Origin of the sequence: Desulfomicrobium apsheronum, from assembly GCF_900114115.1 — a bacterium.
Taxonomy (GTDB): Bacteria; Desulfobacterota; Desulfovibrionia; order Desulfovibrionales; family Desulfomicrobiaceae; genus Desulfomicrobium; species Desulfomicrobium apsheronum.
The window spans coordinates 1-22663 of sequence record NZ_FORX01000021.1 but is presented as its reverse complement, the minus strand read 5'-3'; the positions used below and the strand labels follow the sequence as shown (position 1 = coordinate 22663).

The 22663-nt window shown below is 57.7% G+C and carries 21 protein-coding genes and 1 pseudogene; 17 read left to right on the top strand and 5 right to left on the bottom strand.

What is annotated here, in order from left to right; all coding sequences use genetic code 11:
• The first annotated feature begins 16 nt into the window (after positions 1-16).
• Entirely contained in the window at positions 17-1075 is a 1059-nt protein-coding gene (cobT, locus tag BMZ40_RS16235; protein WP_092378293.1) for a nicotinate-nucleotide--dimethylbenzimidazole phosphoribosyltransferase, read from the top strand.
• A 92-nt stretch (positions 1076-1167) separates the two neighbouring features.
• Here cobT and hemC read toward each other — a convergent pair whose 3' ends face one another.
• From hemC to BMZ40_RS16220, 3 genes are read right to left on the bottom strand one after another with little or no spacing between them, the layout of a single operon-like run.
• A complete protein-coding gene (gene hemC / locus BMZ40_RS16230) occupies positions 1168-2103 on the bottom strand; it encodes a hydroxymethylbilane synthase (protein ID WP_092378290.1) in 936 nt (311 codons plus the stop codon).
• Between the two features lie 21 nt (positions 2104-2124).
• A complete protein-coding gene (locus BMZ40_RS16225; RefSeq protein WP_092378287.1) occupies positions 2125-2367 on the bottom strand; it encodes an FmdB family zinc ribbon protein in 243 nt (80 codons plus the stop codon).
• A gap of 9 nt (positions 2368-2376) precedes the next feature.
• Positions 2377-3000, bottom strand: a complete 624-nt coding sequence (locus tag BMZ40_RS16220) for a D-sedoheptulose 7-phosphate isomerase (protein WP_092193944.1) — start codon at positions 2998-3000, stop codon at positions 2377-2379.
• Between the two features lie 434 nt (positions 3001-3434).
• Between BMZ40_RS16220 and BMZ40_RS16215 the strand changes: the two genes are divergently transcribed.
• The 14 genes from BMZ40_RS16215 (at position 3435) to BMZ40_RS16150 (ending at position 19514) form a co-directional block, all read left to right on the top strand.
• A complete protein-coding gene (locus BMZ40_RS16215; RefSeq protein ID WP_092378284.1) occupies positions 3435-4598 on the top strand; it encodes an ABC transporter substrate-binding protein in 1164 nt (387 codons plus the stop codon).
• A 118-nt stretch (positions 4599-4716) separates the two neighbouring features.
• Entirely contained in the window at positions 4717-5631 is a 915-nt protein-coding gene (locus tag BMZ40_RS16210; RefSeq protein WP_092378281.1) for a branched-chain amino acid ABC transporter permease, read from the top strand.
• Between the two features lie 61 nt (positions 5632-5692).
• Positions 5693-6769 carry a branched-chain amino acid ABC transporter permease gene (locus BMZ40_RS16205; RefSeq protein WP_092378278.1) on the top strand — a complete coding sequence of 359 codons (1077 nt, stop codon included), beginning with the start codon at positions 5693-5695 and terminating at the stop codon, positions 6767-6769.
• A 48-nt stretch (positions 6770-6817) separates the two neighbouring features.
• Positions 6818-7585 carry an ABC transporter ATP-binding protein gene (locus BMZ40_RS16200; protein ID WP_092378275.1) on the top strand — a complete coding sequence of 256 codons (768 nt, stop codon included), beginning with the start codon at positions 6818-6820 and terminating at the stop codon, positions 7583-7585.
• Entirely contained in the window at positions 7585-8310 is a 726-nt protein-coding gene (locus BMZ40_RS16195) for an ABC transporter ATP-binding protein (protein ID WP_092378272.1), read from the top strand. Before BMZ40_RS16200 ends, BMZ40_RS16195 begins: the two co-directional genes overlap by 1 nt.
• A gap of 76 nt (positions 8311-8386) precedes the next feature.
• Complete coding sequence (gene thrB, locus BMZ40_RS16190; RefSeq protein ID WP_092378474.1) at positions 8387-8908, top strand: homoserine kinase; 522 nt, start codon at positions 8387-8389, stop codon at positions 8906-8908.
• Positions 8905-9501: a hypothetical protein gene (locus BMZ40_RS16185; RefSeq protein WP_092378269.1), complete on the top strand. Its 597-nt coding sequence runs from the start codon at positions 8905-8907 to the stop codon at positions 9499-9501. The genes thrB and BMZ40_RS16185 overlap by 4 nt, the downstream gene beginning before the upstream one ends.
• Positions 9502-9530: 29 nt before the next feature.
• A complete protein-coding gene (locus tag BMZ40_RS16180) occupies positions 9531-10028 on the top strand; it encodes a hypothetical protein (protein WP_092378266.1) in 498 nt (165 codons plus the stop codon).
• Positions 10029-10268: 240 nt separating this feature from the next.
• On the top strand, positions 10269-12296 hold the full coding sequence (locus tag BMZ40_RS16175) for a type VI secretion system Vgr family protein (protein ID WP_092378263.1): 2028 nt from the start codon (positions 10269-10271) through the stop codon (positions 12294-12296).
• Positions 12293-13168 carry a DUF4123 domain-containing protein gene (locus BMZ40_RS16170; RefSeq protein WP_092378259.1) on the top strand — a complete coding sequence of 292 codons (876 nt, stop codon included), beginning with the start codon at positions 12293-12295 and terminating at the stop codon, positions 13166-13168. The genes BMZ40_RS16175 and BMZ40_RS16170 overlap by 4 nt, the downstream gene beginning before the upstream one ends.
• On the top strand, positions 13168-16581 hold the full coding sequence (locus BMZ40_RS16165) for a hypothetical protein (RefSeq protein ID WP_092378256.1): 3414 nt from the start codon (positions 13168-13170) through the stop codon (positions 16579-16581). The genes BMZ40_RS16170 and BMZ40_RS16165 overlap by 1 nt, the downstream gene beginning before the upstream one ends.
• 34 nt (positions 16582-16615) lie before the next feature.
• A complete protein-coding gene (locus BMZ40_RS16160) occupies positions 16616-17809 on the top strand; it encodes a hypothetical protein (RefSeq protein WP_092378253.1) in 1194 nt (397 codons plus the stop codon).
• A 3-nt stretch (positions 17810-17812) separates the two neighbouring features.
• Positions 17813-18256, top strand: a complete 444-nt coding sequence (locus BMZ40_RS16155; protein WP_092378250.1) for a hypothetical protein — start codon at positions 17813-17815, stop codon at positions 18254-18256.
• Positions 18257-18323: 67 nt separating this feature from the next.
• Entirely contained in the window at positions 18324-19514 is a 1191-nt protein-coding gene (locus BMZ40_RS16150) for a hypothetical protein (protein WP_143075671.1), read from the top strand.
• A gap of 123 nt (positions 19515-19637) precedes the next feature.
• Here the strand turns inward: BMZ40_RS16150 and BMZ40_RS19705 are convergent, their stop codons facing one another.
• A complete protein-coding gene (locus tag BMZ40_RS19705; RefSeq protein ID WP_177193231.1) occupies positions 19638-19793 on the bottom strand; it encodes a hypothetical protein in 156 nt (51 codons plus the stop codon).
• 71 nt (positions 19794-19864) lie between these two features.
• On the opposite strand from BMZ40_RS19705, the gene BMZ40_RS20080 reads away from it, so the two are divergent.
• Together BMZ40_RS20080 and BMZ40_RS16145 are read left to right on the top strand one after the other, a co-directional pair.
• Positions 19865-19993 (top strand): hypothetical protein, encoded by a 129-nt coding sequence (locus BMZ40_RS20080; RefSeq protein ID WP_281243816.1) that lies wholly within the window; start codon positions 19865-19867, stop codon positions 19991-19993.
• 268 nt (positions 19994-20261) lie between these two features.
• Positions 20262-22328: a WD40 repeat domain-containing protein gene (locus BMZ40_RS16145; protein ID WP_177193230.1), complete on the top strand. Its 2067-nt coding sequence runs from the start codon at positions 20262-20264 to the stop codon at positions 22326-22328.
• A gap of 11 nt (positions 22329-22339) precedes the next feature.
• Here the strand turns inward: BMZ40_RS16145 and BMZ40_RS16140 are convergent.
• Positions 22340-22663: pseudogene (locus BMZ40_RS16140) on the bottom strand (hypothetical protein); the annotation flags it as partial.

Below are 22663 nucleotides of genomic sequence, written 5' to 3'. Positions count from 1 at the left end.
CGGAGGCTTCATATCCATGCTTCAGTCCACCATCGCCAAGATCCGCCCCCTTGACCGCGCATACTTCCAAAAAGCCCAGGCCCACCTCGATTCCCAGACAAAACCCAAGGGCAGCCTCGGTGTCCTGGAGCGTATCGCCTGCCGCCTGGTGGCCATGGCCGGTGGCGAAGCGCCCAGTGTCGACCCGGCCCGCATCTACACATGCGCCGGGGATCACGGGGTAGCCGCCCAGGGCGTGAGCCTTTTTCCCCAGGAAGTGACGCGGCAGATGGTCACCAATTTCGTCATGAACGGCGCGGCCATCAACGTGCTGACCCGCACTGCGGGAGTGGACCTCAAGGTCGTGGACGCGGGTTGCCTGGGCGACAGGTTTCCTGATCACCCGGCCCTTGTCCAGTGCAAGGTCGCGCCCGGCACCCGGGACCTGAGCACGGAAGCGGCCATGAGCCGAGAGGAATGCGTAAAAGCCCTTGAAAACGGAATCGCTCTGGCCAGGGCCGCGCACGCGGACGGCATCGTGACCCTCGGCACCGGAGAGATGGGCATCGCCAACACGACCCCGGCCACGGCCCTCTTCTGCGCTTTTCTGGGCCTGACTCCCGCCGTCATCACCGGCCCCGGCACGGGCCTTGGAGCCGAAGGGATGCGCCACAAGATAGCGGTCATCGAAAAGTCCCTGGCCCTGCATGCCCCCACCATCGCCAAGGCCGACCCCATCGATATCCTGGCCTGCCTTGGAGGATTTGAAATCGCGACCCTGGCTGGCTTGATCCTTGGCGGAGCGAGCCTTGGCATGCCTCTGATCATCGACGGCTTCATCTCGTCCAGCGCCTATGTCGCGGCTCGCGCCATCTGCCCGCAGGTGGCCGAATACGCCTTCTTTTCCCACGCCTCGGCGGAACCCGGTTTCGCCGCCGTCATGAAGAGCCTGGACGCCAGCCCGCTCCTGCACCTGGACATGCGCCTCGGCGAAGGCACCGGCGCGGCCATGGCCGTCTTCATCCTGCGCAGCGCGGCCAACCTCTACACCGACATGGCCACGTTCTCGGCGGCCGGCGTGCACAGCGGAGAATAGCCCCGGTCAGCCATGACCGTATCCGAAATGTCAAAAGGGCGGGCGGATAAACCGCCTGCCCTTTTTCGTTGCACTCCGGATCAGGATTCGTCTCAGACCGCCGCGCCGCTCCGGTAGACCTCGTCCAGAATCTCCTTGCCGCCATCGGCCAGCACGGCCTTGGCCACGTCCGCACCAAGAGCGACGGCGGCGTCTGCCGGAGCCGTTGCCTGACGGCGGATGACCCGCTCGCCGCAAAGGTCGGCCACCAGGCCCGTGAGGGTAACCTGCGAGCCGCTGAGGGTCGCGTAGCCGGCGATGGGCACCTGGCAGCCTCCGTCCAGGCCGAACAGGAAGGACCGTTCCGCCTGCACGCAGATCTTGGAGGGCGCATGATCCAGAAAGGCCAGGAGCTCGTCCAGCTGCGGACGGTCGGCGCGGTATTCGATGCCCAGAGCCCCTTGGGCCACTGCCGGATAGAACATGGGCGGGGCCAGCTCCTGCATGTGCGGAGCGGAAAGTTCAAGACGATTCATGCCCGCCGTGGCCACGATGATGGCGTCGAATTCATCGGCCATGAGCTTGCCCACCCGCGTGTCCAGATTGCCGCGCAGGGACAGGATGCACAGGTCCCGGCGCAGGCCCATGAGCTGGGTCTGGCGGCGCAGGCTGCTGGTCCCGACCCGGGCTCCGGCCGGAAGCGACGCGATGTCAGGGTAGTTGACGCTCAGGAAGGAGTCGGTAGGCACCTCGCGTTCTGGGATGATGCCGAGCTTGAGGCCGTCGGGCAGCTGGGCTGGCACGTCCTTCATGGAATGCACGGCGATGTCGGCCTCGCCGGCCAGGAGGGCTTCCTCGATTTCCTTCACGAAAAGGCCCTTGCCGCCGATCTTGGCCAGGGGCACATCGAGGATCTTGTCGCCCTTGGTCTTAATGATGTTGAGCTCGACGGTCATGCCCGGATATTGGGCACGAAGCAGACCTGAAATGTGATGAGCCTGCCACAGGGCCAGCTTGCTGCCACGGGTGGCGATGCGAATGGTGTTCATCAAGAATGGATCCTTAGGATTTTAGCCGCAGCTGGAACAATTGCCGCCGGAGCAGGTACCGCAACCGCTCTTGCCTCTGGTGGTGATGGCGCTGGCAGAGGGAGAGCCCATGACGATGGGGCCTCCGGTCCGGAACACGCCACGCGAAATGAGCTTGGTCGTGTCCGCGGCGCCGCAGGCTGGACAGACGGGTTGCTCCCCGCCGAGAACGATTTCCTCGAATTCCTTGTGACAGGAATTGCAGACATATTCGAAGATGGGCATGCTTCCTCCTTATGGTTGCTCCGAACCCAGAAAAGGTTCGAGTTCCGCAACCGCTTCAAACAGATAATAGTCCACCAGACCGCACAGAAGGTGGCCGATGGCTCCGTGAATTTCCTGGACCAGAGGCGTCCGGGTGTCCGGCACGATGAGGGCGTGATGACAGTGGGCGAGCATGGCTCCGCCGCCTCCTCCGCCAAGACCCACCGTGACCAGCCCGTTCTCCAGACCTACGCGCAGCGCCTCGTTGACGTTGGCGCTGCGACCCGAGGTGGAGATGCCGATCAGCACGTCCCCGGGGCGACCCAGGGCCTGGACCTGCTTGCTGAAAATCCGGTCGAACGAATAGTCGTTGCCGATAGCGGTCAGGGCCGAGGTATCCGTGGTCAGGGCGATGGCTGGCAACGGAGGCCGTTCCATCATGAAGCGGTTGACCAGCTCGGCCGCGAAATGCTGCGCATCGGCGGCGCTGCCGCCATTGCCGCAAAAAAGGATCTTTCCGCCGGCCGTGAGGCTGAGAGCCATGGCCCGGGCCACTTCCGCCACTTGGGCGGCATTGTCGGCAAAAAAAGTCTTGCGCAGCACGGCGCCTTCATGCGCATGGTCCGTTATGATCTTGTGCACCCGCTCCGTCATGGACACCTCCCGTGCTCGTTGAACAGGACCATGGTTTCTAAGTCCCCCCCAGCCCTTTGGCAAGGTTTTCTTCCCCGCATCAATCCCGGCATCTTTTACAAATATGTAAATATGTCACACAGGACTTCTCTTTGTTTTAACAATTTCGACATTGCGCCCCCAGAGAAGTACCCATTTGCCCTTTTTCAAAAATACCAATCCATCCGGATTGTCAAACATTGGCGCACCCTCAGGGGCCGCATCTCGCCTTCGTGCCGTTCAGGCATAATGATTGCACAATCAATTCAGGGCTAAAGGTGCTGAATCACGAAGTTCTTTCGCGGGACTCGCAATTTCGTAGAAAAGCGTGCACGCACCTAAAATAACTTTCTTTTTTTGGTTATTTCCATTAGAAAAACCATCACTTTGTAACACTTACTTCATGGAGGTTGTTTGTGAAGAAATCCGCCCGTGTTTTACTTGCCCTGGCATGTGTGCTGCTCTTTGCCGCGGCTGCTGGAGCCGAGACCCTCAAAATCGGTTTCAACATCCCGCTGACCGGCGACATCCCCAAAGTGGGTGAAGAATCAAAGTTTGCCGCCGAGATGCTCAAGGAAGACATCAACGCTGCAGGCGGCCTTGAAGTCGGTGGCACGAAGTACCAGCTCGAATTCATCTACGAAGACAACGAATCCAAGGCTGAATCCGCCGTCTCCGCCGCCCTGAAGCTCATCGAGCGCGACAGCGTGCTGGCCATTGTCGGCCCCAACTCCAGCAAGCAGGCCGTTCCGGCCGGTCAGGTCTGTGACGACAACCAGACCCCGATGATCTCGCCCTGGTCCACCAACCCCGACACCACCAAGGACCGCCCCTGGGTTTTCCGCGCCGCCTTCCTTGACCCCTTCCAGGGACCCGTGGCCGTCGACTTCGCCATGGAGCAGTTCGGTGCCAAGAAGGCCGCCGTTCTCTACGCTCTCGACAACGACTACTCCAAGGGTCTGGCCGAAATTTTCCGTGACGACTTCAACGCCAAGAACGGCGCCGGCGCCGTTGTTGGCTTTGAATCCTACTCCTCCAAGGATCAGGACTTCAGCGCCCAGCTGACCACCATCCTGGCCGCCAAGCCCGACTTCATCTTCCTGCCCAACAACTACAACGAAGTCGCGCTGATCATCAAACAGGCCCACGACCTCGGCTGGAAGAATCCCTTCATGGGTGCCGACGCCTGGGGTAACTCCGAGCTGATGGCTCTTTGCGGCGACAACTGCAAGGGCCAGTACTTCTCGACCCACTACGCGGCCGCCGGCGCCTCCGGCGAAACCAAGGTCTTCATCGACCGCTACAAGGAAAAGTACGGCTATGAGCCCGCCGACGTGGCCGCTCTGACCTGGGATGCGACCAACCTGGTGCTCAAGGCCGTCCAGAACACCGGCGGCCTGACCGGCAAGACCCGCGCCGACCGCAAGGCCATCCGCGACGCCATGGCCGCCATCCCCGAGTTCCCGGGCATCACCGGTAACATGAAGTTCGACGCCGAAGGCGATCCCATCAAATGCGCGGTGGTCGTCAAGATCAGCGAGCAGGGCGAATTCGTGTTCACCAAGTCCGTTTGCCCGTAACAGATTGATCAAGGTGCGCGGGGTTTGAACTCCGCGCACTTTTTTTGTTTCAAAGCCCGGCCGGGCCTTTCATTGTCAACAGAAGTCAACGGGACACTGGACTCATAGGGGAAAACTCGTGCTCGCAAGTATTATCCAGAACCTCTTCAACGCGTTTCAGTGGGGAAGTTTCTACTCCCTGATCGCGCTTGGCTATACGCTGGTGTACGGCGTGTTGCGTCTGATCAATTTCGCGCACGGCGACATTTTCATGGTTGGCGCGTACATCGCGTTCTTCATCGCCACGGCCATCCTGGGCCTGGCCGTCTCACTCCCGGGCTGGGTGGTTTTGGCCATGGTCATTCCCTTGACCATGATCCTCACCGCCTTCGTGGGCGTATCGCTGGAGCGCATCGCCTACCGGCCGCTGCGCCGCAAAGGCGCGCACCGCCTGTATGTCGTCATCACCGCGCTCATGTGCGGGCTGGTTCTTGAAAACGGCAACCTCGCGCTGCTCGGAGCCAGCCGCAAGAGCTTTCCCGAACTCGTGGACAAGGTCGTCTACACCGTCGGCGATCTGAGCATGACCAACCTGAAAATCGGAGTCGTGTTCTCAGCAATCCTGGTCTTCATCTTTCTGCATTTCATCGTCACCAAGACCAAGATCGGAATGGCCATGCGCGCCATCTCCTACGACAAATTCGCGGTACCGCTCATGGGCATCCCCATCGATACGGTCATCGTCTTCACGTTCATTCTCGGTTCCTCTTTCGCCGGACTGGCGGGGCTGCTTTTCGCCCTCTCCTACCCCATCCTGGACCCTTACATGGGCGCAATGATCGGCTGGAAAGCGTTCATCGCCGCCGTGGTCGGAGGGATCGGCGACATTCGCGGGGCTTTCCTGGGCGGCTTTCTCCTCGGTTTCGTGGAAATTCTCGTCGTCGCGGTTTTCCCGTCGACCTACAGGGACCTGATCGCTTTCGCCATCCTGATGACCATCCTGTGCATCAAGCCCACGGGCATGTTCGGCGTGGCAGGCACGACCAAGATCTGAAGACGGATACAGAATCGGATCGAGCGTTCTCTTCTTTTTCATTTGGTACTCGAGGAATTCAATGCGAAAACTAACCGTCCCCACGCTCCTGCTGGCGATTACCGGTGTGATAGTGTTCATGTCCCATCAGGAATACATCGACCTGTACATTCAGTCCGTCATCATGTTCATGGGCGTGAACATCATCCTGTCCAGCAGTTTCAACATCGTGAACGGCTACATGGGCGAGTTCGCCTGCGGACACGCCGGATTCATGGCAGTTGGCGCCTACGTGACCTCCGTCATCAACGTGATGCTCTTCACCGACGACAAGGTCTTCGGCGCGGCGCTGCTGCCGCCGGAAATGGCCGTCTATCTCTTTCCCTTCACCCTGCTGATCGGCGGAGCCGCTGCGGCGGTGGCTGGCGTGCTGGTGGCCATTCCCTCGTTCAAGACCCGCGACGATTATCTGGCGATCATCACCATCGCGGCCAACTTCATCATCATCAGCACCATCATCAACATAGACAAGATCGGCGGCGCCAGAGGCTTCATGGGCATGAAGAAAGTGCTCTTCGCCATGGGCGACAGCTACGACATCCCCTGGATTCTGCTCTGGGTCATCGTCTTCACCTTCGGCACGGTGTTCATCATCCGCCGCTACGTGACCTCGACCTACGGCAAGGGCATCATCGCCATCAAGCAGGACGAGGTGGCCGCAGAGATAATGAGCGTCAACACCAACAAGATGAAGCTGGTGGCCTTCATGCTTTCAAGCGGCCTGGCCGGCATCGCGGGCGGACTCTTCGCGCACATTCTGGGCTACATCAACCCGAATTCCTTCGGGATCCTGAAATCCACGGAATGCCTGGTCATGGTGTATCTTGGAGGAATGGGCTCGCTCAGCGGTTCGGTCATCTCCGCGATCCTGTTCACCCTGCTCCTGGAATCGCTGCGCTTCATCATCCCCTGGATGAACACCGCCATGCACTACATGCACCTGCTCCCCGATAGCTATGAGCTGAGTCAGGTCTGGAAATGGGTCATCATTCCCCTCATCCTCATCCTGCTCATGCAGTTCAGGCCCGAAGGCATCATGGGCAATCGGGAGCTGTCCGACATCTTCCCGAAACTGAAGAAATTCTACTCGTTCAAGTAACGCGCTCACAGCAGCGAAAAGCGATCGTATTCATCATCCGGAGCTTCTATGTCCCTTTTGCAGATTCAAAACATGACAAAAACCTTCGGCGGCCTGTGCGCGGTGTCGGACTTCTCCATTGCCATCGAAGGCAACGAGCTCATGGCCCTCATCGGTCCCAACGGCGCGGGCAAGACCACGGTCTTCAACCTGGTGTCCGGATTCTATTCGCCGACGGAAGGGTCCCTGGTCCTCAAGGGCAAATCCCTGGCCGGTCTCAAGCCGCACCAGGTCACGGCCATGGGGATAGCGCGGACCTTCCAGAACATCCGCCTCTGGCACGACATGACCGTGCTTGAGAACATCCAGATCTCCCAGCATTACAACCTCGGTTACAATCTCGTGGACGCCTTCCTGCGCACCCGTCGCTACATGGGCAACGAGAAGCGCATCGCCGACCGGGGCTATGAGATCCTCGAAGCCCTCGATCTGAGGCAGTTCGCCGAGGAGAAGCCCAAGAACCTTCCCTACGGCCTGCAAAGACGCGTCGAAATAGCGCGCGCCCTGTCCATCAACCCGTCGCTGCTACTGCTCGACGAACCCGCAGCCGGGCTCAACTCGTCCGACGTCAACGATCTTATCAAGCTCATCGGCTGGATTCACGACGAGTTCAAGATTGCCATCTGGATGATCGAACATCAGATGGACGTGGTCATGTCGCTGTGCTCCTGGATCAAGGTCGTCGATTTCGGCGTGACCATCGCGGAAGGAACTCCGGAGCAGATCCAGAACAATCCGGATGTCATCAAAGCTTATCTTGGAGACGAGAATATATAATGCTGCTCGAAGTCAAAAATCTCTATGTGAAGTACGGCAACATCGAAGCCCTGCACGGCATTTCCTTCACCGTGGCCAAGGGTGAGATCGTCACCCTGATCGGAGCCAACGGCGCGGGGAAAACGACCACCCTGCACACCATCACCCGCGTCCCGCCGCCGGAAGGACCGAAGATCACCCAGGGCGACATCCTCTACGAGGGCAAGAGCATCATCGGCACGGAAGCGCACAAGGTCGTGCAGGACCTCAAGATCGCCCTGTCCCCCGAAGGGCGGCACATCTTCGGCAACCTGACCGTGGAGGAAAACCTGCAACTGGCCACCTACGCGCGCAAGGACAACGACCAGATCCAGGTGGATTTCAAGAGAGTCTACGACCTCTTCCCCCGACTCTTCGAGCGCCGCAAGCAGCGCAGCGAATCCCTGTCCGGCGGCGAACAGCAGATGCTCTCCGTGGGTCGGTCGCTGATGACCGGAGCCAACTTCATCATGCTCGACGAACCCTCCATGGGACTGGCGCCGCTTCTGATGTACGACATGTTCCGGGCCTTGAAAGAACTCAATTCCCAAGGCATGACCCTGCTGCTGATCGAGCAGAACGCGCGCATCGCCCTGCAGTTCGCGCACCGGGGCTATGTGCTCGACACCGGGGCCATCGTCGCCTCCGGCAACGCCCGGGAACTGATGAACAACCCCGACGTGAAAAAAGCGTATCTCGGAGGCTGACGGCCTCGGCGCCTCCCGTGTTCCAACAAGCCCGGGCGTCATGCTTGGGCTTCATTTTTTTGAGCGGATCGAAAGCATGAATCACCAGAACATCATCCTCATCGGCATGGCCGCCACAGGCAAGTCCACCCTCGGCAGGCGTCTGGCCAGACGGCTCGATTGGGCCTTTGTGGACACGGACCTGCTCATGGAAGCCTGGTGGGGCGCGCCCCTGCAGCAGATTAGGGATCACCTTGGCCTTGAGGCCTTCGTGCAGGCCGAAGCGGAGCAGATTCAGCGCATTCACTTGAAGCAATGCGTCATCGCCACTGGCGGCAGCGTGGTCTATTCCGAGGAGGCCATGGCGCACCTGCAGGGCCAGGGACACATCGTCTATGTACAGACGTCCTTCGAGAGCATATCCCGCAGGCTGACCAATCCGAGCTCAAGAGGACTGGCCATCGGGCCCGGCCAGACCCTCAAAGATCTTTACGACGAGCGCGCCCCCCTGTATGCACGCTTCGCCCAGCTGACGGTGAACACCGACGGAGCGACCCCCGATCAGACCTGCTCCGCCATCACCCTTGGACTATCCCGAACCACACAGGATGAGCCATGATCAAGAAAATACTTCCCGCCCAGGCTTTTCGGAAACTGGCCGCCCTCTATACGGACATGCAGACCAGCTACTCCGCCCACGCACAGACCCTGGGCCTGAGCTGCGACGGTTGCCCGCAGAACTGCTGCACCAGTTTCTTTCAGCACCACACCCGAATCGAGTGGGCCTATCTGCTGCACGGCCTTCGGGAGCTGCCTGCCGACCGCCGGGCCGCTTACGAGGAGCGGGCGCGCGCCTATGTGCGCGAGGCCACGGACGCCCTGTCCCGGGGCGAACGCCCGTCGATCATGTGTCCGCTGAACGACGACGGGCGCTGCGGCGTCTACGCCCACCGGCTGATGATTTGCAGGCTGCACGGCGTGCCCAACAGGCTTCGCTACCCCGATGGCCGCGCCATCGATTTTCCCGGCTGTTTCCGCAGCCAGGAGCTGTGCGCCGGGACGGACTCCTTTCCTGTCCTGGACCGCACGGCACTGTATACCAGACTCATGGAGCTCGAAGTGCAGTTCGTCGGCCCCCGGCAAATCCGCGCCCTGCCCCGGGTTGATCTGACCCTGGCCGAGATGATAGTGCAGGGCAGTCCCAAATTGTGATGATCACGATGAAATGCAAGGAGACGAGCATGCGTCCACGTCTGATATTGTCGCTTGTGATTGCGGTTTTACTGCTTACAGGGTGCGCGCATCTGAGCGTCGTGCATCTGGACAAGAACCCCTGGACCCTCGGTCAGCAGGAGACTCTTGTCATGCGCTACTGGGAATTCAACTACACGAGCCGCCTGGAGGACAACAGGCTGATCGTATCCGGCACGGCCATTCCCGTGGCCGGCGCCATCCCCGAATGGGCGACCTGGATCCAGGACCTGTGGATGCAGATCTACCTCAGCGACGACCAGAGCCGCGTCCTGGCCAAGGACCTGCGCCTCTATCTGCCCACCAGCCTGGACCACGAAAAGGGCGTGCCCTTCGAGTTCCACCTCACTCCCGAATCACTGGGCTCATCCGGCCCGCTGTACATCTCTTTCGGTTACCGCATGGAGCTGACGGCGGAAAAAAACACGCTGGGCGCGGCCGGAACCTCGCAGGTTTTCTTCGCCAGCCAGGGCGCGCTCTTCCAGTAACCCCGTCGGCATTTTTAAGACGCATGAAAAAACCGCGGGCGCGAGCCAGCGGTTTTTTTTCGCCCCCTGCGGTCCCAGGTTTCATTTCTCATCCGAGTCTTCGCAAACCCATCGCATACCCCCTCCCGATCCCCAGACAATTCTCCTGAAATTACACATCCTCCCCAATGCGCGAGCTGGAACTAGCTGGCATCATGGATAGAAAACGTCCGCCAGCCAAACTGCGGACAGGGAGATTCCATGCCGCATCCGCCAGCCGACACACAGTGGTTCACGTTCGAAAGCCCGGACGAAACGGACTTTCGGGTCTACGCCTTTTCCGGCACCGAGGAAGTCCACAAACCCTACGAGTATGAAATCGAGCTCGTTCACGATTCAACGCGCGTCGATTTCGCGGAGCTTCTGCGCAAGCCAGCCTGTCTCGGCATCGCCGACAAAAGCGGCGGAGTCCGTCATGTGCATGGCATCATCCGCGACCTGTCACAGCTGCATTCAACCAAGTATCACACCCATTACCGCTGCCTGCTTGTCCCCCGCCTTTGGTTCCTGGGACTGACCACGGACCACCGCATCTTCCAAAACATGAGCGTGCCGCAAATCATCGAGCAGGTCCTCAAAGAACAGAACTTCACCGGGGATTCGTACGCCTTCAAGTGCTTCTTTGACTACGCACCCCGCGAATACTGCGTGCAATACGGCGAAACCGCGCTGCACTTCATCTCCCGGCTGTGCGAGGAGGAAGGCATCTACTTCTATTTCGAGCATTCCAAGGACCGGCATGTGCTCTACTTTTCGGACCGAGAGGGCGGCCCCTTGATAGCGGGCGAGAGCACGCTGCGCTTCCATCCCGGCGCAGGCACGGTAACGGACGCCGCCACCGTAAAATCGATCGAGCTCAGCCAGGCCATCGGCACCGACTCCGCCACCTTCAGGGAATGGAACTTCCAGAAGACGCGCCTCGACCTTACGGCCGCCCAGTCCGAGACGGACGCCCGCAAGGCACCGGTTCCGGTGGGCATGATGCTTGAGCAGTACCGTTATCCGCATCTCTACCGGCAGCAAAAGGAAGGCAAACGCTACGCCGACATCGAGATGCTCAGGCACATGGGCCAAAGCCGCCGCATCGACGCCAAAACCGACGTGTCGCGGATGATCCCCGGGTTCACCTTTGAACTCCACGGTCATGATCGCCGGGACATGAATGCAAACTGGTGGATCGTGCGCGTCGAACACCGGGGCGAGCAACCGCAGGTGCTGGAGCACGAGGCTCCCGACCGGGGCATGACATACGCGGCCCATGTTCAGGCGATCTTGAACACGACGCGCTTCGTGCCCATGTCGGAGCATCGCAAGAGGCGCATCTTGGGCAGACAGACGGCCATCGTGACCGGCCCGGAGGGCGAGGAAATCTTCCCGGACAAATACGGCCGCGTGAAGGTCCAGTTCCACTGGGACAGGAAGGGTGCCCACAACGAAAAAACGACCTGCTGGATTCGCGTCTCCCAGGGCTGGGCAGGCGGACAGTACGGCACCATGGCCATCCCCAGAATCGGGCAGGAGGTCATCGTCTCTTTCCTTGAGGGCAATCCGGACCGGCCCATTATTACCGGCCGGGTCTACAACGCCGCCAACCCGGTCCCCTACCAGCTGCCCGAAAACAAGACGCGCACGGTTCTTAAATCCCTGTCCTCGCCGGGCGGCGGAGGCTTCAACGAGCTGCGGGTCGAAGACAAAAAGGGCCAGGAAGAAATCTACGCCCACGCCGAAAAGGACGTGAACGTCCACGTCAAGAATGACTGGAAGGAACACATCCTGCGCGACCAGCACCGCACCATCGACAATTTTTCCTACTCGCTGGTGAAAGGCGAGGACCAGCAGACAGTGGAAAAAGACCGTAAAGTCGAACTGCTCTCGGACGACCACCTGACGGTCAGGGGCAGCAGCCACGGCAGCATCGGCCAAAAATGGCTGCTGCGCACAGGAGGCGAGGTCCACGCCAGATCAGGCGTCAAGACCGTGCTGGAGGCCGGAAGCGAACTGACCCTCAAGGTCGGCGGCAACTTCGTCAAACTCAACGCCTCCGGGGTCACCATCGTCGGCAAGAACGTGAAGATGAACGCCGGAGGCGGACCGGGTTCGGGGACGGGGGCGAGGCCGCTTCTGCCGCTGATCTCTGAAGTACCGGCCGTCCCGCCTGCGCCGTGCATGCAATGCCTGCGCAATGCTGCCGACCACCGTGAACCCTTCGTTGAAGGAGAAGACGCATGAGCACTGTACCTACAGACTGGTTCAGGATTCAAGCGGAACGCGGTCTCCAGCCCTTCCTGATCCTTGAAGGGGCCTCACAAGACAATGCCCAGCAGGCCCTGCACGAACTGGAAGAGGCTCCTGATTATGCGCCTCTTTTTGCCTTCATCCCCGCCCTGCGTGAAGCGCTTCCGGTCAGCCCCATGCTGGTCCGGGTGACGTCGTCCAGCCCGATTGTCTCCTGGTTCCTTTCGGAGGATCGCTTTTCCCGCCTCGGCCTCTTTCTCGCAAGCAATCATGACACCGAGTCCGCGGCAAAACTGTTTGCGGGCAGACTGTTCCTGAAGAACGAAGTTGACAGTCACGTGCTGTGCAGGTGGCACGATCCACAGGTCCTGTGCGACTGCATGATGCTTTCAGAAGGATCGATCTTCCCGTTCGTGGTACAGGGTTTTTCTTCTGTACTCATGCACGGCCATGTCGCGGATTGCATGGACGCGTGGACCGTCTGCGATATCCCGGAACGAAATGTCCGATGGAACGAAACCTTACCCTTCGCCTTCATGGAGGCCTTGCATGAAGTTCGGGAAACCAGGCTGCTCGACTGGCACATTGCGACTCTGCGCGGTGGCGTCCGCCAGACCGTGGATACTATCTCGACGAACAAGCACGGATGCGACGTCCGCATCTTCCCAAGGCAATCCCACGCCGCCGTGAGCCAGGAGGAGCGCGAGGCCGCACAGGCCGAACTGCGCGCACTGGAAGCGAAATATGGAATCACAGACCAGCAGGACCTTTTCGAGGCGCGGCGGCTCAAGACGGAGCGCCGAACCACGGACATGGACGCACTCCTGCACTGCCAGGCAACTCCCGCACACACGAGGAACATCTGATGTCGCAATCTCCCGCAAAACCCGCCCCCATGAGAGAAAAGCCCGACCTGATACTCAAATGCAGGTTCAGACGCGTCATCCCCGTACGCTTCGCGCTGTGCACGCACACGGACTGCACCATCCCGGACAACGTTTCGAAGGCCTTCAAGCCGGGCGCGAGGCTGCCTGCCGTCAACCACCGCTACACCTTGCGCACCCTGGACAGCGGGTACATTTTCGCCACGTGGAGCACGCAGCTCTCCGAAGACAAGATCGCGGTCTACAGGGTGAAAAACGGCCGGTTGAGCGCTGTCGGCAACACGTATGCGGACGTTCTGGGATGCACCGACGACGCCATCATCGTACCGGGGAAGGTAAAGCAGTTCTACATGCTCTTCATCCGCATCCCCGAATCCGAGGAGGAATGGCCCAACGACCGCACCCGCGAAATCTGGAAGGAAATGCGCAAAAATCTCGCGGCCGACCCGTTCGGGCAGATGCAGCTCGTGACCCTTGGCAAGGCGGTGAACCCCGGACTGCGCCAGTACTCCTATGAAGCATCCTCAACCTGCTTTCACGCCGACGACCTGCCCCTGCACGTGGAGGAATACGCCAAAAACCCCGGCGGCCTGCTGCGGCTGCGCCAGGAGAATTTGGGAGTGAAACTCTTCGAGCGGCCCCAGCCTGAGAAAGACAAGGAATGGTCGCCGCGTGATCTGTGCGACAGACTCTCGGCGCGACAACGCTGGGACGCCTCGGCCACGCCCTTCTATCAGAAGTCCTTGGCCACGTCCTCCGATGATGCCGACCAGCCCACGACACACCACGACACCCACGTGGCCTGCCTGGTCGACCCCGTTGGCATGATCTACGACATGGTTACGGCGTATAGCGCGGGGTTGGAGGATTTATCCCTGTACGCTCGCTGGCACGAACCCATGATCGTTTCGGGGGAACTGACCAGGCTGTATGAGGAGTCGGAAGGGAGAAAGAACAGCTCGAGTCTCGCTCCATACAACGCGTTCAAAGAGAAACACACGAAAGCGCTCAACGCCCTGGAAGACCGTCTGAAACTCATCACCGGCACGTGGCAGGCCCTCATGCAGGACACGAGACCCGTCTACTCCTTCCAGTTCCAGCTCGAAAATTTCTTCCTGAGCGACGATCAGAATTCGCCATCACCCATCGACCCGGCCACAGCCTTCGACAGCGACGAAATCCCGGCCGATCCCCTGACCGTGGCCCGCCTGGCCATCCTGGCCGGGGCTTTTCACAATATCGCATCCAGGCCGCAGATTTTTCCCGCCCTGGATACCATGCTTGCCCAGGGCGCGCCATTTGCGGACTTGTTCCAGCGGACGGTGAGCGAAGGGGGCGTGCCCGGCAGCGAATACGGACTTATCCTAACCAGCCTGACGCATTACCTAACGGAGCGGGCCAAGAAAAAGGAGACGCTCCAGAGCGTTCTGCCGCTCATCTCCGCCTTCAACAAACGCCTCGGCCTGCCTGCGGCCGCGCCGACCAACACTCTGGGTCGGGGGTTCTTTCTGGCCGAGACATGGATGAACAAAAGCGAGTACGCTCCCGTACCAGGCCTTGAGGAAGTCAGGGAGGACTCCGACGCGGAGCGGGCCCTAGGCATCCTGAGCACCGGCACCGAGGCGCTTGCCGTGCCCATGGAAGCCTTCCAGAAGGAGGAGCTGGAAAAATTCGAGGCGGCAAAGGCGAAATTTGATACAGCGCAACAGCTCAAGCGGGACGCTCAGCGCAGGCTGGCGCAAAGCAGTGAGCAGCTTGCGAAAAGCGAGCGTGCCCTGGCCGAGGCCCAGGACAATCTGAACAGGACCATTGAGAAACACCATGCCGCACGCAGGGCCGGGAGCACGTACGGCTTGGAAGACGCAGTTCTTGCGGCCGAGGCCGATCTGGCCAAGGCACAGAAGAACATGGAGTGGGTCACCGTACAGGATGTGGAAATCCGGCACGATCCCTTGGGGACTGGCAAGTCGATGGTGGATATTGTTTCTGAGCATAATGCTGCCAGGATCGAATTCGACGGCGAACGCATCCTCTTTATTCAGAAATATCAAATCAACTGCGGCGCTATGGGCGTGTCCATGAGCGTTACGGACCTGCGCGTCGCCCACGTAGGGGAGGTTGTGGACCTGCAGACACGGCTGGACGATCTGCGCGAACGTCTGGCGCAAGGCATAGAAGCCGAGGAGGCCGCGAAAAAGCTGGAACAGGCCCTGCAGGCCGAGGTGGAGAAGAGGAGATTGAGTTGGCTGCAGAGTTTCGCGCAATATGGGGTTGCGGATGTTGAAGTTGGTGAGGCCCGTATCGGATGGTACAATGCAGAGACAGCGCTCCAGCGCGCCGAAATCCGCCACCGTTTTACCACCCGTCTGGGTCGAGCCGTCAATGCCCTGGACGGCGTCTTCAGCGCCGTCAACCTGATCATGGCCGTTCACCGCCTGCCCGCGGAACTGCGCTCTGCTCGCAGGGCCCCCGTGCCCTTTGTGCGTGATCTCCTTTCCGCATTCACGGACAGCCTGGCGCTCATACAGTGGGCCTTGGCCCGCAGGTTAGCGCGCTCCACCAGCACCTTGCTGGTCAGGCTGTTCACGTCTTCCGCCTGCCAGGTGACAACAATAGGTATCGCCCAAATCGTGACCTTCATCGACTTCTGTAAGTTGTACAAGGACCGTGACTACGACGCGGCCCTTTTTACCGCCGCATCCGCAGCTTCCCTGTTTGCCTTGCCCTACCTGGGCTGGGGAGGCTTCATCCTCGTCGTCGCTCTCTCCGTCGCGGCGGCGGTGCTTCAGGACGGGGTTCTGGAATCGGCCGCCACGAACAATTACTGGGCCACGGGCGCCAAACTGGATGCGTACCCCATCCACAAGCTCAAATCGCCCTTTGCCGAGGAGGACTGGTTCGACTTCTTCAAGAACATGCACGAAAAAGTGACCGAACTGTTCAGCCCGCAGATCAGCGTCGACGTCGTAGGCAAGCGCCTGCGCGTCACCACGCGTTGCATCCGCCTGGCCATGCTCGGTCCGGCTTCGGCTGGGGTTGGGGTGAGCAGGAATGGGACGTTTAGCCTGGACGGCGGACAACTCGCGCGGGAGCCTGAAGAGCAGGAACGGGACGGCATGCTGGAATGCGTTCTCGAATTCGACATAATCAAGATCCTCCTGCAGGCCAAAGACGCCATACACCTCCCCACAGGCAGAAAAGCGGAAGTCGACTGGGGCAGGTATCGATATCTCCTGAAACTCTCAACTGCGGTGTTGCACATGCACAGCGCGGACATGGAACTTTTCACGGAATACAATGGAACCTGGCAGGTCATTTCGAAACGAGACATCCTTGAGCCGGACTTCTCCGAGCAGGATATCGTCAGCATCACGAAAGCGAGCCTTCTGGCCTGATACCCTCTTGATCTCAACCATGCGGGACAAAATTATGAAACATCATTTATGCCTTGTTTCCGTGCTATTAAGCCTGGCCCTCCTCCCGGCTGTAGCCTTTGCCACGCCAGCCGAGGAGGCCAAGTATTTCTATGACGTCATTGTCTCGGGGCCCACGGACAAGGAACTGTCTTCGGAAGTCATAGTTGTGCGCGCGGCTTACACAACGTCGCTCTTCCGTCTTGGCGGGAAGTCCATGGACGCCTCGGAAAAACAATACGTGTTCAATGAACTCCTCAATAAGGGCCTCCAGGGGGACATCCACGCCCTGGCCATGGCCTCTGTCCTGCCGCACGTGGACCCGGAATTTTCCGCAGGCCATGACGTCTCGCCCATCGGGCCGTGGCTCATCCGTCATCTGGGCGAGGCCGAAGGCCACTGGCTCCTGGGAGTATTCTACCTGCACTGGCTCTCCGGCTCGCCGCCCCTGAGTCACGCCCCCGTGTACATGAACGCCCCGGATCATTTCCGCAAAAGCGCCCTGGCCGGGAACCGCAAGTCCATGCTCTTCACCAGCGATTACGCACCCAAGGGAGACGATTTCACCCCTCCCCCGGGGCAGGAACTGGAGCACCCCATGGCAGACTTTATCGCTAAAGGCGACCGGGAGAACTGGTACTGGAAGGTGCGGGCTGCGGAATTGGGGGATGCCTGGGCAAATTATTTCGTCGGCAACAAGTATGCGCATGTTCAGCCCGGTTGGCCAGTGGAGGAGACCAGCCGCATGGTCCTGTACTATTGGGACCGGGCGGCTCGGTTTGGTTTCTCTGATACAGCCGCGTGGTTAACGCTCATTCTGGACGATGGGGAGAATACTGATTCCGGGACAAAGATCGTGACCAAGCAAGACTGCAAAAAAGCATTTTTCTATTCGGCGCTGCTGGCTCGTATGGAGACTGACGGCGGATATCTGAAGGATAAAAAAAAATCTAAAGCTGGCGCAGCTGCCGAATTTCATGCCAAAAAATTCCTCAAAGGCATCCCCAAAATCAACTTCGCCCCCTGCATGACCCAGTCCCAATACGAAGCCGCCCTCAAAGAAAGCAAGATCGCCTACGACGAGTTCAAAGCCCGGCAAGCCGAGGAAAAAGCGGCCCAGCAGGCCCTCTACGACAAGGCTCGAGAAGCCCTGCCTGAGCTTAGGGCGGAACTTGCGGCTGTGGGCGTGAAAATCGGGGAGGGGCAATAAGCCATGTTTCTGCCTGTCAGCCTTCCTGTCCGAGAACTCAGTTCACAATCCAACATAGGGTTCGATGGCAAACGCCTGCGGGTCACCACGCGTTGCTTCCGCGCGGCCATGCTGGGTCCGGCTTCAGCCGGCGTCGGAGTGCGCGTTCCCAGGCTCTTCGGTCATGGACCAATCAGCAGCCTGGACGGAGGCCAACTCGCGCAGGCGCCCATAGAGCAGGAAAAAGACGGCATGCTGGAAAGCGTGCTGGAATTCGATGTGAGCAAGATCCTGCTGCAAGCCAAAGACATACTGGGCACCCCCGTGGTCAACCCTTACGACCATCGCAAACTTCACTATTCCATCGAGCCATCAGCCGCAGTGTTTCACATGTGCAGCGCGGACATGGACCTTTTTGCCAAGTCAAAAGGCTTCCCCCATGACGGTCACCCTGCAGAGGGACCTTAACGAACCGGACTTTTCCGAGAAAGATATCGTCGGCATCGCTTTGTAATACGAGCAAGGTGGGATGAAAATGAAATACGTATTATGCATATTTTCCACACTGTTTTGGCTGGCCATGCTTCCCGCCGTTGCCATGCCCACGGCGGCTGAGGAGGCAAAATTCTTTTATGAAGAAGCTTCCGGTCCAACAGACGAGGAACTGTCCTCAGAAGTCGGCATCGTACGTGCGGCCTACAAAATGTCGCTATTCCGTCCTGGCGGAAAATTCATGGACGCTTCGGAAAAACAATATCTGTTCACCGGACTCCTTACCAATGGCCTCCAAGGCGACATCCACGCTCTGGCCATGGCCTCTGTCCTGCCGCACGTGGACCCGGAGTTCTCCGAAGGCATTGACGTCACCCCCATCGAGCCGTGGCTGATCCGGCACCTGGGTGATGCCGAAGGCCACTGGCTCCTGGGCGTGTTCTACCTGCACTGGCTCTCCGGTTTGCCGCCTCTGAGCCATGATCCCGTATACCTGAACGCCCCGAAGCATTTCCGCAAAAGCGCCCTGGCCGGCAATCGCAAATCCATGCTCTTCGCCAGCGGCCATGTTCCCAGGGGGGACGACTTCACCCCACCTCCAGGCCAGGAACTGAATCACCCCATGCCGGACTATATCGCAAAAGGGGAACGAGAAAAGTGGTACTGGACGGTGCGCGCCGCGGAATTGGGGGATGCCTGGGCCAATGCTTTCGTCGGTCGGACCTACGCAAAGGTGCGGGCTAACCGAACTATGGAGGAAGCTAGTCGCATGGTCCTGTACTATTGGGACCGGGCTGCGCGGTTTGGTTACTCTAATGCAGCCGCCTGGCTATCACTCATCATGGAGGACGGAGAGAATACTGATTTCGGAACCCATGTCGTGACGGAGCGGGGCTGCAAAAAGGCTTTTTTCTATGTGGCATTGATGGCCCGGATGGAGACTGATGGGGAATATCTGAAAGATAAAAAAAAATCTGAAGCTGGCGCAGCGGCCGAATTTCACGCCCAAAAATACCTCAAAGGCATCCCCAAAATCAACTTCGCCCCCTGCATGACCCAGGCCGAATACGAAGCCGCATTCAAGGAAAGCAAGATCGCCTACGACGAGTTCAAGGCCCGGCAAGCCGAGGAAAAAGCGGCCCAGCAGGCTCTCTACGACAAGGCCCGAGAGGCTCTGCCGGAGCTTAGGGCTGAACTTGCGGCTGTGGGCGTGAAGATCAGAGAGGAACAATAAGCCATGTTTCTGCCTGTCAGCCTTCCTGTCCGAGAACTCAGTTCACAATCCAACATAGGATACGACGGCAAACGCCTGCGGGTCACCAAGCGTTGCTTCCGCGCGGCCATGCTGGGTCCGGCTTCAGCCGGCGTCGGAGTGCGCGTTCCCAGACTCTTCGGCCATGGGCCAATCAGCAGCCTGAACGGAGGCCAACTGGACCAGGAGCCTCAGGACTACGCAGTGGATGGACTCTTGAAGACCGTTCTCGAGTTCGATGTGGGCAAGATCCTGCTGCACGTGAAGGACTGGCTCGAAAAGCGCCAGGACCTGGCGACTACTCCATCGTACTGCCCTCGACCGTCTTCCACATGTTCAATAAAGACATGGAACTCTTCTCTTCAGCACAGTGCTTCATCGATGTCGCGCTGCAGCGAGACGTTACGGCCGAAGATTTTTCGGAGAGCGACATCACCCAGATCCAAGAGAACTTCTCATGATGAAAACTCTAATAATTTTTCCGTTCAAGGATATTGTCTAGCAGGAGGTGCTGTAGGAAATGTCACTTTTTCAATAATGTTTCTAATGTTTATTTTTTTCATTTATCTATGCACTCATTTTGATTTCATTGTTCAATTCAAAATATCAGCAATATTTTGATTTTAAAAACTATTATTATATTTTTTATATAATTTACATATTTAGAACTTTTATGTGTTTTTAAATTTTTTTTAAAAAATTATTTTAATGTATTTAAGGGGTAAATGTATGACTAGAATTACGTTAATTATATCTTTTGCTGTAATATTTATTATAATTGTGTATAAAAGCATGTTTAATCAATCAGAAATTTTTTTACAAATTGGTCATAGCTCGGGTGTTAATTCAATAACATTTAGCCATGACGGCCTCATGTTAGCGTCTGGAAGTGATGATAATACAATAAAAATTTGGAATAATCATAACGGCGATCTATTGCGCACTTTAAAAGGACATAATGGTCGAGTCACTTCAGTAGCTTTCAATAAAGATAGCTCGATACTTGTTTCTGGCAGCGATGATAACAATATAAATGTTTGGGATGTAAAGAGTGGTGAAATTATAAGAAAGCTTTGTGGCCACTCTGATACTGTCACTTCTGTAGCATTCAGTCCGGACGGGGAAATATTGGCCTCTGGAAGCGAAGATAATACGGTAATACTTTGGGACTTGAACAGTGCTAAGGCGATTCATACGCTCGAGGGTCATACTTTTAGTGTTACTTCAATATCTTTCAGGTCGGATAGTTTGATGCTGGCATCCGGTAGTAAGGATAACACAATAAAGCTTTGGGATGTAAAAAATCCAAAAGTTGTGCGCACTCTCAATAGTAATAAATATATCTACTCTGTATCTTTCAGTCCGGACGGATCGACGTTGGCCTCAGGCAGCGAGGATCAAACAATAACGATTTGGGATGTGAACAGTGGCGAGAAGGTGCACACGCTCAGTGGTTATAATGGAGTGCCTAATGATAATGTCTACTCGGTCTCCTTTTGTCCGAATGGGACAACGCTGGCTTCAGCTGGGTGGAAGACGACAACAATTTGGAACGTGAAAAGCGGCGAAATATTGTACAAGTTCAGTGGTCATGACCATAATGTTGCTTGTGTGGCCTTCAGCCCGGATGGTACGACGGTGGTTTCGGCCAGCAAAGACCGTAGGATAAAATTTTGGGATGTAAAAAGCGGAGAGGCTATGCACAAACTCAGTGGCCATGGTAATACCGTCGCTTCTGTATCTTTCAGTCAGGATGGGAAGAAAATGGCTTCGGGCAGCCATGATGGCTCTGTAAAAGTCTGGGATATGAAGAGAGGTAGTGCATCGCACACGCTCGATAACAATGGTGAAGGTATCATTGCGGTTTCCTTGAGTTCGGATGGATCAATGCTAGCTACTGCCAGTTGCAATGAAACGATAAGGGTTTGGGATGCGGAGAGTGGCGAAGCCTTGCGCACTTTCGGCGGCCACGGCTCATGCATGATTTCGGTTTCCTTCAGTCTGGACGGAACGACGTTGGCGTCTTGCAACATGGATGACACATTGAAGATTTGGGATGTGAAAAGCGGCGAGGTCATGCAAGTATTTCATGGCAATGGTAACGAAATCGCTTCGGCATCTTTCAGCCCGGACGCTTCAATGCTGGCTTCGGGCGGTTTTGATGGTACAATTACGATTCGAAATGTAAAAACTGGCGACGTCTTATGCTTACCTAGTAGTCATACTTCTGCTGTCAATTCACTCTCCTTTAGTTCAGATGGTGCGTTGCTGGCTTCGAGTGACGGAAGTGAAATGATCGCGGTCTGGGAAGTGAAAAGCGGTGAGATCTTGCGCACTTTCAAGGCTCGTGACCACAAAGTTATATCGATCTTCTTTAGCCCGGACGGATCGACGGTGGCTTCAAGTGGCTCGGATAACACGATTAAAATTTGGGATGTGAAAAGTGGCGAGGCACTGCGCACGCTCTACGATAATACCGATACGATTATCCGCCTAGTTGCTTTCAGTCCGGATGGGGAGACGCTGGTTTCCGGCAATTTGTGGGATGGCACGATAAAAGTTTGGAACGTGGTAGTTAAAGGAGGCATGCGAGTGCTCGGCGGAAATGCCGATTTCGTCACATCAGTATCTTTCAGTCCGGGCACGACATCGCTGGCTTCGTCCTGTTGGGATGGCACGATAATGATTTGGGATGAGAAAAGCGTAAGGGGCGTGCGTACGTTCTATGGCCCGTATGGATGGACTTCGACATCATACAATTCGAACGGGTCAATGCTGGCTTTAGCAGCCCGTTGATTTATTCATGATCAACACAGCTCGACGGTAATCTGAGTTCCGACGAATTCTTCGCCAGTCTCGCTCTTCATCTCAACCAAAATCATCGAAACGACCATCCGTCCCCAAACAATAATAACAATTTGCGCTGAATTGAGGTAAAAATACCCCTTCGGGGTCCCGAAACCTATCAACTGGCGCATCAGCAGGCCGAGATTGAACCCGGCCACGCACAAGAGGTATCGTTTGTGGACGTTTTCCTGTCCCCGAAGGTGTGTTCGCCGCATTCCGCCACGATCGAGCACATGCTGGAAACTTCGTTCGACCAACTCCGTTCTTTGCTTTGCCAGCTCGCG